Genomic DNA, 12,658 nt, shown 5'->3' with positions numbered 1-12,658 from the left:
CCATATCCTGTTGGTAACCTCTCTGTGCCAGATGGATTTTCACCGTTGATTTTTACTAAATTCGGGGCATGGCAAAGAGTATTTTTCGCCGTGCCACCAAAACGGTCGTTGTTGCAGTTAATGTGATCATCTCGCTGCTGTTTCTGGTTGCCTGTCTCTCGCCCTATATCAACCCGGCACGTTGGTGGCTGAATGGATTTACGGGTTTGATAGTTCCTTATCTCTTACTGGTGCTTGTATTTTTTGTGATTTTCTGGTTACTGGTCAAACCCATTTTGGTATGGTTGCCGCTTTTATCGCTGGCCATTGGCTGGCAACAGATCAGTGTGGTATTTGCCTGGCATGCGGGCAGCGGTTTCAACAAACGGAAACCGGAAAACTGTTTGCGTATGGTAGACTGGAACGTGCATAGTTTCAACGGTCTCTCATCCAATAAAGAAATCAGGAAACTGATGCCGGCAGAACTGGCCGGCAGTATTCATAAAATGAATCCCGATGTGATTTGTCTGCAGGAATTCAACCATGCAGACCAGGCAGATAATATCGCCCTTTTTTCCGGGGAATATAAATACCATTACTTCTCAAAAGATTACCAGCGGACCAATGGCGGCTATCAGTCGGGCTGTATCATTTTTTCCCGTTATCCCATCATCGATTCGGGCCGTATTGCTTACCCGGTAGCCGAGAGCCTGATTTATGCTGATATCCTGAAAGGACAGGATACCATCCGCATATATACCACACATCTGCAATCGTTCAAGTTCCAAAAAGCCGATTACGACGATATAGAAAAGATCCGCGACCAGGACGAAGAAACCCTTTCGGCCTCTAAAAGCCTGTTCCGGAAAATGAAACTGGCTTTCAGTCGCAGGGGCATACAGGCCAATATGGTACGCAAAGAGTTGGATAAGTCGCCGTACCCCGCTGTGATCTGCGGCGATTTTAATGATGTGCCCAATTCCTACACCTATTTTCAGATAAGAGGCAACTGGCAGGATGCTTTTCTTAAAAAGGGATTTGCCATTGGCCGTACCTTTATTTCGCTGGCGCCCACGCTCCGTATCGATTATATTCTGGCTTCTCCCCGGTTCGAAGTAAAACAGTTTGAGATGGTGGATGAAGACCTCAGCGACCATATTATGCTGGTATCTGACCTTCTTTTGAAAAAATAAAATATCTTCGCCACTCAATGAACCACTCATATCCCTATTGCTGTTGTTGCTGCTGATCTGCAGCTTTCCCGTTTACCGGCTGAAGCCGCCGGTTACCATTCATTGTTTTACCTGTAATTGTTCATAACCCATGCCACTTAAAGTATATAATTCACTTACCCGTCAGAAAGAAGCGTTTGTTCCGATTAATGCGCCTTATGTAGGCATGTATGTGTGCGGACCAACAGTGAGTGGCGAGAGTCACCTCGGTCATGCAAGACCCTATGTAACGTTTGATGTATTATACCGCTACCTCATGCACAATGGGTATAAGGTAAGGTATGTACGCAACCTGACCGATGCCGGGCATTTTGAAGAAGAGGGCCGCGAGGCGGAAGATAAGATCAGTAAAAAAGCAGTGCTGGAAAAGCTGGAACCGATGGAGCTGGTGCAGAAATATACCAACCTGTACCACTGGGCCATGGAGCGTTTGAATAACCTGCCGCCCAGTATCGAACCTACCGCTACGGGGCATATTATTGAGCAGATAGAGATGATCAAAAAACTGATCACAGATGGGTATGCGTATGAGGTAAATGGTTCGGTTTATTTTGATGTAGAGAAATACAATACCGATTATTCGAAAAAAGGACAACCCTATGGTATCCTCAGCGGACGTGTACTGGACGAGCAGATCGAAAGCACCCGTGAGCTGGATAACCAGGACGAGAAGCGCAACAAAAGCGATTTCGCCCTTTGGAAAAAAGCACCGCCGGAACATATCATGCGCTGGCAAAGTCCCTGGGGCGAGGGTTTCCCCGGCTGGCATATCGAATGCTCGGCCATGGCCGCCAAGTACCTGGGCGAGGAGTTTGATATACATGGTGGTGGTATGGACCTACAGTTCCCGCATCACGAGTGTGAGATTGCACAGAGTACGGTTTGCAATCATAAAATGCCGGCTCGTTACTGGCTGCATAATAATATGATCACCATCAACGGAAGAAAGATGGGTAAGAGCTACAATAATGTGATCAAACTGAGCGAACTGTTCAGTGGGCAGCATCCGCTATTGTTGCAGCCTTATCATCCCATGACCATCCGTTTCTTTATCCTGCAAAGCCATTACCGTGGTACACTGGATTTCAGTAACGAAGCTTTACAGGCATCGGAAAAAGCCTTGAAAAGACTGATGGAAGCGTATGAGTGGGTAACCGGTCAATGGAGTGTAGCAGCCGGACAAGAAGCGGCTGACAAGGTATTGGATGCAAAAGTGCAGAAACTGGTTAGCGAGTTTGAAGAGTTCATGAATGATGATATGAACACAGCCAAAGTGCTGGCCAATATGTTTGAACTGGTATCTGTGATCAACTCTATCAAAGACAAACATATTCCTGCCACAGCCTTAGCGGCAACAACGGTTGATCTGCTGAAACAGCAGCTGACTTTATATGTAGAGAATATTTTCGGACTGAAGAACGAAAGAGCCAGCGATGATGGGAAATTAGACGGGGTGTTGCAGTTGCTCATCGAGATCCGCAAAGAGGCCAAAAACCGGAAAGACTTTGTTACCAGCGATAAGATCCGCAATGAACTGACCGCCCTGGGTGTACAATTGAAGGATGAGAAAGATGGAGGAATGAGTTATACCATTGCGTAATCACTAGTTTTAAAAGATAATGTTTGTGCTATTAGAGTGATCGATGAATTATTTCTAGTCAGTGCCTGTGGACGGGCCTCTTTGGGTTCGGTGTCAATCCTGCTTCAAGCGGGAGAAGACAGAGTAGATCATGCGAAGCAGATCTGCTCAGAGGCCAAAGCAGCCCGGTAACAGGCACGGGGCCCAGCGGCCCAAGAGCGGCAAAAAAACTCGAATCATCGGGTAATTGATTGTAATAGGCAGCATGTTAGTGATTACAATCATCTGAATGTGCATGGTTATGCACCTGGCACATTCTGTGGTTTTGTACATGGGCCACCACGATACAGATCACGGCCGGTACGAGAAACCAGTTACGCCATTCGTGCCAGGTCATTTTGGCCAGTAAACAGGCAATACCCACCGAAAAAAGGATAAAAGGCAGCCAGCTATGGTGGTGTTTTTTAAAACCGTGGTAAAAAGAATAGGAACCCACGGCAAATGCGATCCCGATCATCAGGTACTCAAACCAGACGTTTTCGATGATATTGATCCCGAACAAAGGCAGGCTGGTAAGGAAAAGTGGCAGCAGCGCACAATGAATGGCGCAGGCCAGTGAAGTAGCAATTCCCATCGCATCCCAGTCAATCTTTAATCGCATAGCCGGCAAAATTACTACAATGCAACATTGTTGCAAAATATTTCTTAGAGAAGGGGTTCCACTCTGTTCATAAGCAGAATGAGGTGTAACTTTGCGGCCTATACAGATAATTATGCCTAAGAAATTGATCGGTTACCTGCTGTTTTTTGCCGTACTGGTGGCGGCTTTTTATTTTTTCCTGTTTCGCGGAACAGATAAGTGGAAAACCAAACTGGCGGTGATCAGTTATGTAAAACCCTTCCAGTTTACCACGCAGGATGGTCACCCGTTTACCGACCGTGATATGCTGGGTAAAGTAAGTGTGGTAGAGTATTTCTTTACTACCTGCAAGGGCATTTGTCCGAAGATGAACAACAACATGAAAACCGTGTATGAGCAGTTCAAAAACGAGCCCGATTTCATGATTGTGGCCCATACCTGCGATCCGGAGCGCGACTCGGCACAACGTTTAAAAGTATATGCCGACTCAATGAAAATAGACACCCGCAAGTGGGTATTACTTACCGGCCGCAAAGACAGCCTGTACCAGATGGCACGCAGCGCCTACCTGCTGGACGATCCGAAGAACAATGTAGAGAAGATCGAAGACCAGTTCATTCATACCCAGTTTTTTGCCCTTGTTGACAAGGATGGAAAAGTGAGGGGCCAGATCTATGATGGATTAAAACAACCGGAATTAGACCGCCTGAAAAAAGACATACAGGCACTGCTTTCCGAAAAAGCGGGAACAGGCAATTTTGTAAACGGGCTGTTTAACGCCAACCCGAAATAATTGAGCATGCATTACAGTATTATTGAAACCCTGAAAAAAAACCAGCTCAGTATTACCGACAGCCGGAAAAAAATACTGGAACTCTTTGTAAAAGCAAAGGGAGCACTGGCGCATGCAGATATCGAACATGAAAGCGGTACCGAGTTTGACCGGGTGACGATATACAGAACCCTGCAAACCTTTGTAGAAAAAGGCATCATACACACTATTCCCACCGCAGATAATTCGGTACGTTACGCTTTGTGCAAAGATGCCTGTGCCGGCGGCCACCACCACGATGATCACGTACATTTCATGTGTGATGATTGTGGTACTACCTACTGTCTCGACAATATCAGTGTTCCCAAACTCAGTCTGCCCGATGGCTTTTCCGTATCACAAACCGATGTGGTGGTGAGCGGTAAATGCAGGAAATGTCAGTAGTCAGTGGTGAGTGGTGAGTAGTCAGTAGTGAATAGGCAATGGTGAATTGTCAATATAAGCATAACTCACTACTAACTACTGACAACTCACCATTCACAATTGCCAATTGCCAATTCACAATCTTATCTTCGCACAAACACCCTTCTATGATATTCATCACCGGCGCTAGTGGTTTGGTAGGTTCTCACCTGGTAAAACAGTTGGTGAAGGAGGGGAAAAAAGTACGAGCCTTGTATCGTTCCGCTATCCCTGCCATCGAAGGTGCGGAGGGGATTGAATGGGTTAAAGGAGATATTCTTGACGTGATCTCGCTCGAAGAAGCCATGGAGGGGGTAGAGGAAGTATATCATTGTGCGGCGGTCGTTTCTTTTAATCCGCAGAAAAAAGATCTCTTACACCTGGCCAATGTAGAAGGCACAGTGAATATCGTTAATGCCTGTTTAGAGGCAGACATCCGCAAACTGGTATTTGTTAGTTCTGTGGCGGCACTGGGCCGGATCCGCGAGGATAAACCCATTGATGAGAGCATGAACTGGTCGGAAGAAACCAGCAACAGCGAATACGGCAAGACCAAATATTTTGCTGAAATGGAAGTCTGGCGGGGGATTGGAGAAGGACTGAACGCGGTGATCGTGAACCCTGTGATTATCCTGGGTGCGGGCGATTGGGAAAAAGGCTCTTCCGGAATCTTTAAATCGGCTTACGATGAATTTCCCTGGTATACAGAGGGCACCAGTGGTTTTGTAGATGTGGCCGATGTGGTAAAAGCCATGATCATGCTCATGCAAAGCGAGATCCAGGCAGAACGCTTTATTCTCTGTGCCGAAAACCTGCCTTACCGAGATGTATTTACGCAGATAGCCAACTGTTTCGGGAAACGTGCACCCTACAGAAAAGTAACTCCTTTATTGGCTGCGATTGTATGGCGGCTTGAGGCAGTCAAAGCAAAATTTACGGGAAAAGATCCCTTACTCACCAAAGAAACGGCCAAAACAGCGGCAGCCAAAGTGCAGTTTGATAACAGCAAACTCAAACAATTTCTCCCTGCTTTTACCTATACACCTATCGCTGATTCGCTGAAAAGGATCTGTGCCGAGTTGCAGAAAATCCATAATTTGTAACACAAACGATACCCTGAAGCAGGTCATTATTTTCATACTATCTTTTTCTTTGTATGCCCCGCATATGGCTAAAATGCTGGCGTATGCAGATTGTTCGATTCAGGTATTGACAAATGGTGATCCCCGTTTGTGCGATTGTACGCGCATTGTTGATATTCCTATAGCACCTGACAGGCCCGATAAGCAAAAAAACCTCGCTTTAAAAACAGACTGGAAGTATATTGGCACCTGTTTTTGTGAATTTAGCTGTCGATTTACTGCTGCTCCAACACCCATGATCTTTGTATATCAACTTGCGGGTCTGTCTTCTTTCTCAAAAACTATTTTTCACCCGCCACAGGTCTGAATCATCATATACCCTCTCATTCATTACACGGTAAGATTTACCCTACCGTGCGTATCTGTTTTTTTTAAAACTAATAATACTATCATGAAATATAGATTCATGGTTGCCGCCGTTATGGTAATGGCGATAGCATGCCATCGGGCAACTTTACCCGTAATTACAACACCTCTCAGAAATACAGAAGTCACCAACACTAACGGACAAACCATTTTACTGGGTCACGCTTCACTTTCCGTATTACAAAAGCCGGTTTACAAAAACTGGTTCGATGAGTTTTATCAACCCTATTCCGTAGATACAGCGTCAATAAACAGGATAAAACCGCTCCTGAAAAATAAAAGAATGGATATTTTCCTGGGATCCTGGTGCGGTGACAGTAAACGGGAAGTGCCGCGGATGTTAAAGATTCTGGATAAAGCGGGCATGGATACCGGAAAGATCACATTGGTTTTTGTAGATAATGCCACTAATACGTATAAACAAAGTCCACAACACGAAGAACGTGGCCGGGGCATACATCATGTACCCACATTTATCCTGTATGATGCCACAGGTGAAATGGGTAGGATAGTAGAATCGCCTGAGGTATCGCTGGAGAAAGACCTCTTAGCTATTCTGCAGAAAAAATCCTATCAACCCAAATACCGTGCAATTACCTATTGGCAACAGCAGGTAAACATGCGCAAACAGTTTATGAAAATTGAGGAGCTGCAAAACCTGGTGCAAACCATAAAACCTCTTTGCCTGCACTATGGAGAATTCAACGCCTATGCATATGTGTTGCTTGCTGCAAACGAAAATGCGGAAGCACTGAATGTAGGTACACTGAACACCCTGATCTACCCCAATAATGCGTCCGTGTTCGATAGTTTTGGGGAAATCCTGGAAAAACTGAATGATAAAAGAGGAGCCATTACAGCGTATGAAAAAGCCATACTGCTGAACCCCGGCCATGCGAATGCTGTGAACCGGCTAAAAGTATTGAAGTTGTAAGTATGGGAGAATTGTATGACCGGCAGAATTTGGAATTACTGGTTTGTTCCACAATCTGCCGGTCATCTTTAAAGGAGTAAACTTACTTCTCCATCACTTTCTTCCACAGTTCCGGGATCCGTTTGATCCATACCAGTTCCCTTCTTTTCAGGGAAGCATCTTCGGCCGGATAACCGAAATAGGTTTTTCCACCCGCCAGCGAAGAGGGAACCCCGCTTTGGGCCAGCACTACGGCATTGGCGCCAATGGTGAGGGTTTTGCTAACACCTACCTGTCCCCAGAGCGTAACCCCATCTTCAATAATGGTTCCGCCGGCAATACCTACCTGGGCGGCAAAGAGACAGTTTTTACCAACCGTGGTATCGTGTCCGATATGCACCATATTATCCAGTTTGGTGCCCGCCCCAATCCGGGTTTCGGCAGTAACACCGCGGTCGATGGTACAGCCGGCGCCAATTTCTACCTTGTCTTCGATCACTACATTGCCACAACTCTGCATTCTTTTGTACCAGACCGGACGGTCTTTTTTGGTGTTGTAATAAAAAGCATCACTGCCGATTACGCAACCTGCCTGTATCACCACATCATCTCCGATGATGGTATAATCGAGTAAAGAAACATTCGGATGAATCACACAGTTTTTTCCAATCACTACTTCGCGGCCGATAAAAACATTCGGCATGATGATCGTGTTTTCTCCGATTACTACATCATCACTCACTGATTGATGCGCAGCTATAAACGGACGGAAATGATTGACGATTTTTAAGTACGCTTCAAACGGATCCTTCACTACAAAAATGGTTTTGCCTTCCGGAATAGTCACTTCTTTAGTGTTGATGATGATACAACTCGCGGCACTTTTTAAACAGGTGTCATAGTACTTGGGATGGTCTACAAAAACCAGATCGCCGTTTTCTACTTTGTGAATTTCGTTGATGCCCAATGCCTGCGCAGCAAGATTACCTGCTGCTTCTGCACCGATCAGATCGGCGAGCCATTGTACGGAAACGGGTGCTGGAAACTTCATAACTGCGTTTTTTTAGAAAAATCAAAGGTAATATACCTGTTTCAGCAGAAATTTTTTTTCGTCGGGAATCCTCCGTTTCGGGTAGATTTTCCGGAATTTTTTATCATCGGAACGACAACAGAAAAACGGTTACATCAAATCACACATCTAGCGAAACCCTTTATTCATCAATGTTTCAGCGATTTTATTTTTTGTATAATTGATGAATGATGTGTTTGTAGGGTAGCAGAAATGTGTTTTGAAAGAGGCCTGGTAACCGCGGCAATCCACATTCCCGGCCAAAATGTTAATAAAATTGTTTAAAAATTTTTTTGCATTAGTTAAAAGTCTTTTTAATATTGTGTAGGGAAATTTATTTCCCGGTACTTACTAACCCATCCATATACAAAGTCTCGCTTCTGCGGGACTTTTGTTTTTGTATGAATCGCTACTTCATCATCTACAAACCGTATCTCGTATTATCACAATTTTCTGCAGTGGATGGAAAGAAAACACTCGCAGATTTTTTTGATGTACCAAAGGATGTATATCCTGTTGGGCGACTCGACTTTGATAGTGAAGGCCTGTTATTGTTAACGAATGATACCGCTCTCAACCATCGTTTACTCGATCCCAGATTTGCACATGAAAGAGAATACTGGGTACAGGTAGATGGTGCCATCACGGATGAAGCTGTTATCACTTTACAAAAAACAGTACCTATCTCTATCGATGGAAAAGTATACCATACCAGACCCTGCCGCGCAGCAATATTTGCTGCCGCACCACCGGTGCCCGACCGTGATCCGCCCATCCGTTTCCGGAAAGAAATTCCTGCACCCTGGATCCGCCTGATTTTGACAGAAGGTAAAAACAGGCAGGTGAGAAAGATGACCGCTAAAGTGGGATTTCCTACTTTGCGTTTGATCCGCTACCGGATAGAACAACTATCGCTGGATAGTATGCAACCGGGAGATCTGGTCGAACTCAATCAATCTACTGTTTACCAACAACTGTTTCATGGAAACAAACCCAACTCCCGCCGATAATACTTACCTGATCAGTACCGATCCGGCAAAACTGGACCTGCCGCTGATTCACCGTTACCTTTCCGGGGAATCCTACTGGGCCCAAAACATTCCGCTGGAAGTGGTTGAGCGGTCCATCCGCCATTCACTCTGTTTTGGGGTATACCAGCAGGATCAACAGGTAGGGTTTGCCCGTCTCGTAACCGACAGGGCCACTTTTGCCTATCTCGCAGATGTGTTTATCCTACGCGCCCACCGCGGTAAGGGGGTATCCAAACAACTCATGGCTTATATCCATGCCTATCCTGAAGTGCAGGGACTGCGGCGCTGGCTGTTGGGCACAAAAGACGCACACGGACTCTATGCCCAGTTTGGCTGGAAACCGATACCGGAAGAAACGGTTGCCAGGTTTATGCAAGTGCACAATCCGGATGTGTACCAGGGGGGATGAAATGAATATCGAATATCGAATGCCGAGCAACGAATATCGAAGGAGGGTAAACTTGCATTTTAACTTCATTTGTTGGGCGTTCGGTGTTCGATGTTCGATGTTCAAAATCTCCGCTCCGCCCGTATCTTTGCTGCTTCCAAAAAAATTGTATGAGTCAAACACATTTGTCTGAGCAGGAACTGATCCGCCGTGAGAAACTGGTAAAGCTGCAGGAAGCGGGTATCGATCCCTTCCCGGCTCCCCTGTACCCCGTAAGTCATTTTTCGACCGATATCAAGGATAACTACACCGAAGAAACCAAAGAGCAGTTTGCTGCTGTTTGTGTAGCGGGCCGTATCATGAGTATCAATGATAAGGGTAAAGTTTTCTTTATCAAAATCCAGGACAGCAAGGGCATTATTCAGCTGTATGTGAAAAGGGATGATCTCTGTCCGGAAGAAGACAAAACCTTCTGGGATACAGTGGTAAAACATGGTCTTGACCTGGGTGATATTATTGGCGTTACCGGTTATGCTTTTATCACCAAAACAGGTGAAACCTCGATACATGCACAAACGCTGACCCTGTTAACCAAATCGTTGAAACCTTTACCGGTGATCAAAAGAGATGAGGAAGGCAATGTATTTGATGCGGTAACCGATCCCGAATTCCGTTATCGACAGCGCTATGCCGATCTGATCATCAACCCCGATGTGAAAGAGATTTTTGTAAAACGCACCAAACTCATTAATACCATCCGTGATTTCCTGAACAGTCAGGGAGCATTGGAAGTGGATACACCCGTTCTGCAGGCTATTCCAGGTGGTGCCGCGGCCCGTCCGTTTATTACACACCATAATGCTCTGGATGTTCCGTTTTACATGCGTATTGCCAATGAGCTGTACCTGAAAAGACTGATTGTAGGTGGGTTTGACTGGGTATACGAGTTCAGCCGCAATTTCCGGAACGAGGGTATGGACAGAACACATAACCCTGAATTTACCGTGTTGGAGTGGTACACAGCTTACAAAGATTATTTCTGGATGATGGAAACCACGGAGCAGCTGTTCGAAAAGATCGCCATTGCCCTGCATGGAACCACGGATGTGCCTTTGGGAGATAAGATCATTAATTTCAAAGCACCCTTCAGGCGTATCAGTATCCACGATGCCATTAAAGAGAATACCGGGATCGATGTAAACGGTATGGATGAAACCGGCCTGCGCGATGTGTGCAAGCAACTGAAAATAGATGTGCCCGGTAATATTGGTAAGGGCAAGCTGATTGATGAGATCTTTGGTGCTACCAGTGAGCATACCTATATCCAACCCACTTTTATCATAGATTACCCGGTGGAGATGAGTCCGCTCACCAAAAAACACCGCAGTAAAGAAGGGGTAGTAGAGCGTTTTGAACTGATGGTGAACGGAAAAGAGATCGCCAATGCGTACACTGAACTGAACGATCCGATCGACCAGCGCGAGCGTTTTGAGGAACAGGCCAAGCTGATGGAGCGGGGTGATGATGAAGCCATGTTCATCGATCACGATTTTCTGCGTGCATTGGAATATGGTATGCCCCCCACTTCCGGTATCGGTATCGGTATCGACAGGTTATGTATGATGATGCTGAACCAGGTATCTATCCAGGATGTACTGCTGTTTCCGCAAATGCGTCCGGAGAAGATGGATTAATAAATTTGTGTAAGCCGCCGATAAACAACTATCCCTGCTAATGGCTGTGATGATCTGTTTACCGGTGGCATTTTTATTTGCGGTACTTCCTCTTTGCCCAATTTTGGGTTGGGTTTTGTAGATTGCTGTACCAAAACCCCCTTCTTCCATGAAATATCTTAAGGTTCTTTATGTACAGGTCATTATCGGAATTGTATTGGGGGTAGTAACAGGTTGGTTATTTCCTTCTTTTGCGCCAACGGCCAAGCTGATCAGCGAATCTTTTATCAATATGATCAAGATGGTGATCACGCCGGTCATCTTCCTCACCATCGTATTGGGTATTGCCGGAGCGGGTAACCTTAAAAAAGTAGGCCGGGTAGGAGGCAAAGGTCTGTTGTATTTTGAAGTGGTTACCACATTTGCGCTCATTATCGGACTGGTAGTTGCCAATGTATTAAAGCCGGGAGTGGGCATTGCTACCAACCATCTTCCCAAAGAAAATCTCGATAAGTATACTTCTGCCGCCAAAGAAATGAACTGGGGCGAGTTTTTTTCGCATATCATTCCCACCAATATTGTGGATTCTTTTGCCAAAGGCGATCTGTTACAGGTATTGTTCTTTGGTGTACTCTTCAGTGTGGCCATTACCAAAATGGGAACCGGTGGTGCCAGGCTGATTTCTGTATTCGAGAACCTGAACAAAGCCTTCTTTAATGTGATCCATATTGTGATGAAGTTTAGTCCGATAGGTGCTTTTGGTGGTATGGCTTACACCATCGGCAAATTCGGATTCGGGAGCCTGGTTTTATTGGGTAACCTCTTGTTATCCTATTATATCACTTCGCTCCTGTTCATTTTTGTGGTACTGAATCTGATAGGCCGCTATTACGGGTTTAGTGTGTGGAAGTTACTGGTGTACATCAAGGAAGAGCTACTCATTGTACTCGGTGCCAGCAGCAGCGAAGCGGTTTTGCCCAACCTGATGGAAAAACTGGAAGCGGCAGGCTGCGAAAGATCGGTGGTGGGTTTGATCATCCCCACCGGTTACAGTTTTAACCTGGATGGCACTACCATCTATCTCAGCATGGCCACTATTTTTCTGGCACAGGTATTTGATATCAACCTGACATTGGCACAACAGTTAACCATTATCGGGGTGCTGCTGGTAACCAGTAAAGGTGCTGCCGGGGTAACGGGCAGTGGATTTATTGTGCTTACTTCCACCCTTACCATCTTGAAAGTAATTCCCCTCGAAGGCCTTGCCCTGCTGATCGGTGTAGACCGTTTTATGAGCGAAGGAAGAGCCCTGACCAATATGATCGGCAATACCATTGCCACGGTGATTATTGCCAAGAGTGAGAAGGCGATTGATATGAATGTTTACAGGAGAGTGGTGGAGAAGCGGTAGT

Annotated in this window: 12 protein-coding genes; 10 read left to right on the top strand and 2 right to left on the bottom strand. The window is 45.7% G+C overall.

What is annotated here, in order from left to right:
* Positions 1–68: 68 nt before the first annotated feature.
* Both AC1RNB_RS06690 and cysS read left to right on the top strand, forming a co-directional pair.
* Positions 69–1,172: an endonuclease/exonuclease/phosphatase family protein gene (locus tag AC1RNB_RS06690; protein ID WP_493081804.1), complete on the top strand. Its 1,104-nt coding sequence runs from the start codon at positions 69–71 to the stop codon at positions 1,170–1,172.
* A gap of 130 nt (positions 1,173–1,302) precedes the next feature.
* Positions 1,303–2,811: a cysteine--tRNA ligase gene (gene cysS / locus AC1RNB_RS06685; RefSeq protein WP_493081802.1), complete on the top strand. Its 1,509-nt coding sequence runs from the start codon at positions 1,303–1,305 to the stop codon at positions 2,809–2,811.
* Positions 2,812–3,058: 247 nt separating this feature from the next.
* Here the strand turns inward: cysS and AC1RNB_RS06680 are convergent, their stop codons facing one another.
* Positions 3,059–3,451: a MerC domain-containing protein gene (locus AC1RNB_RS06680; RefSeq protein ID WP_493081800.1), complete on the bottom strand. Its 393-nt coding sequence runs from the start codon at positions 3,449–3,451 to the stop codon at positions 3,059–3,061.
* A gap of 112 nt (positions 3,452–3,563) precedes the next feature.
* Between AC1RNB_RS06680 and AC1RNB_RS06675 the strand changes: the two genes are divergently transcribed.
* The 4 genes from AC1RNB_RS06675 (at position 3,564) to AC1RNB_RS06660 (ending at position 7,106) form a co-directional block, all read left to right on the top strand.
* Positions 3,564–4,223 (top strand): SCO family protein, encoded by a 660-nt coding sequence (locus tag AC1RNB_RS06675; protein WP_493081798.1) that lies wholly within the window; start codon positions 3,564–3,566, stop codon positions 4,221–4,223.
* 6 nt (positions 4,224–4,229) lie between these two features.
* Positions 4,230–4,646 carry a Fur family transcriptional regulator gene (locus AC1RNB_RS06670; protein ID WP_493081796.1) on the top strand — a complete coding sequence of 139 codons (417 nt, stop codon included), beginning with the start codon at positions 4,230–4,232 and terminating at the stop codon, positions 4,644–4,646.
* Positions 4,647–4,792: 146 nt separating this feature from the next.
* On the top strand, positions 4,793–5,767 hold the full coding sequence (locus AC1RNB_RS06665) for an NAD-dependent epimerase/dehydratase family protein (RefSeq protein WP_493081794.1): 975 nt from the start codon (positions 4,793–4,795) through the stop codon (positions 5,765–5,767).
* Positions 5,768–6,197: 430 nt separating this feature from the next.
* Positions 6,198–7,106 (top strand): hypothetical protein, encoded by a 909-nt coding sequence (locus tag AC1RNB_RS06660; RefSeq protein ID WP_493081793.1) that lies wholly within the window; start codon positions 6,198–6,200, stop codon positions 7,104–7,106.
* Between the two features lie 82 nt (positions 7,107–7,188).
* Here the strand turns inward: AC1RNB_RS06660 and AC1RNB_RS06655 are convergent, their stop codons facing one another.
* Entirely contained in the window at positions 7,189–8,136 is a 948-nt protein-coding gene (locus AC1RNB_RS06655) for a UDP-3-O-(3-hydroxymyristoyl)glucosamine N-acyltransferase (RefSeq protein ID WP_493081791.1), read from the bottom strand.
* 419 nt (positions 8,137–8,555) lie between these two features.
* Between AC1RNB_RS06655 and AC1RNB_RS06650 the strand changes: the two genes are divergently transcribed.
* The 4 genes from AC1RNB_RS06650 (at position 8,556) to dctA (ending at position 12,657) form a co-directional block, all read left to right on the top strand.
* Positions 8,556–9,164 carry a pseudouridine synthase gene (locus tag AC1RNB_RS06650; protein ID WP_493081789.1) on the top strand — a complete coding sequence of 203 codons (609 nt, stop codon included), beginning with the start codon at positions 8,556–8,558 and terminating at the stop codon, positions 9,162–9,164.
* Positions 9,136–9,594 (top strand): GNAT family N-acetyltransferase, encoded by a 459-nt coding sequence (locus AC1RNB_RS06645; protein ID WP_493081787.1) that lies wholly within the window; start codon positions 9,136–9,138, stop codon positions 9,592–9,594. Before AC1RNB_RS06650 ends, AC1RNB_RS06645 begins: the two co-directional genes overlap by 29 nt.
* A gap of 149 nt (positions 9,595–9,743) precedes the next feature.
* A complete protein-coding gene (gene lysS / locus AC1RNB_RS06640; protein WP_493081785.1) occupies positions 9,744–11,267 on the top strand; it encodes a lysine--tRNA ligase in 1,524 nt (507 codons plus the stop codon).
* A 148-nt stretch (positions 11,268–11,415) separates the two neighbouring features.
* The gene (dctA, locus tag AC1RNB_RS06635) at positions 11,416–12,657 is read left to right on the top strand and encodes a C4-dicarboxylate transporter DctA (RefSeq protein ID WP_493081783.1); all 1,242 of its coding nucleotides are present in this window, start codon (positions 11,416–11,418) and stop codon (positions 12,655–12,657) included.
* Position 12,658 lies beyond the last annotated feature (1 nt).

The organism is Sediminibacterium sp. GW821-FHT12F12, assembly GCF_058806635.1.
The sequence above is the reverse complement of the archived record's forward strand: the minus strand, read 5'-3'. Positions and strand labels throughout refer to the sequence as shown.

Bases quoted from the DNA above. Each gene is read 5' to 3' on its own strand.
- AC1RNB_RS06690 (WP_493081804.1), top strand. From the start codon at position 69: ATGGCAAAGAGTATTTTTCGCCGTGCCACCAAAACGGTCGTTGTTGCA.
- cysS (WP_493081802.1), top strand. From the start codon at position 1,303: ATGCCACTTAAAGTATATAATTCACTTACCCGTCAGAAAGAAGCGTTT.
- AC1RNB_RS06680 (WP_493081800.1), bottom strand. From the start codon at position 3,451: ATGCGATTAAAGATTGACTGGGATGCGATGGGAATTGCTACTTCACTG.
- AC1RNB_RS06675 (WP_493081798.1), top strand. From the start codon at position 3,564: ATGCCTAAGAAATTGATCGGTTACCTGCTGTTTTTTGCCGTACTGGTG.
- AC1RNB_RS06670 (WP_493081796.1), top strand. From the start codon at position 4,230: ATGCATTACAGTATTATTGAAACCCTGAAAAAAAACCAGCTCAGTATT.
- AC1RNB_RS06665 (WP_493081794.1), top strand. From the start codon at position 4,793: ATGATATTCATCACCGGCGCTAGTGGTTTGGTAGGTTCTCACCTGGTA.
- AC1RNB_RS06660 (WP_493081793.1), top strand. From the start codon at position 6,198: ATGAAATATAGATTCATGGTTGCCGCCGTTATGGTAATGGCGATAGCA.
- AC1RNB_RS06655 (WP_493081791.1), bottom strand. From the start codon at position 8,136: ATGAAGTTTCCAGCACCCGTTTCCGTACAATGGCTCGCCGATCTGATC.
- AC1RNB_RS06650 (WP_493081789.1), top strand. From the start codon at position 8,556: ATGAATCGCTACTTCATCATCTACAAACCGTATCTCGTATTATCACAA.
- AC1RNB_RS06645 (WP_493081787.1), top strand. From the start codon at position 9,136: ATGGAAACAAACCCAACTCCCGCCGATAATACTTACCTGATCAGTACC.
- lysS (WP_493081785.1), top strand. From the start codon at position 9,744: ATGAGTCAAACACATTTGTCTGAGCAGGAACTGATCCGCCGTGAGAAA.
- dctA (WP_493081783.1), top strand. From the start codon at position 11,416: ATGAAATATCTTAAGGTTCTTTATGTACAGGTCATTATCGGAATTGTA.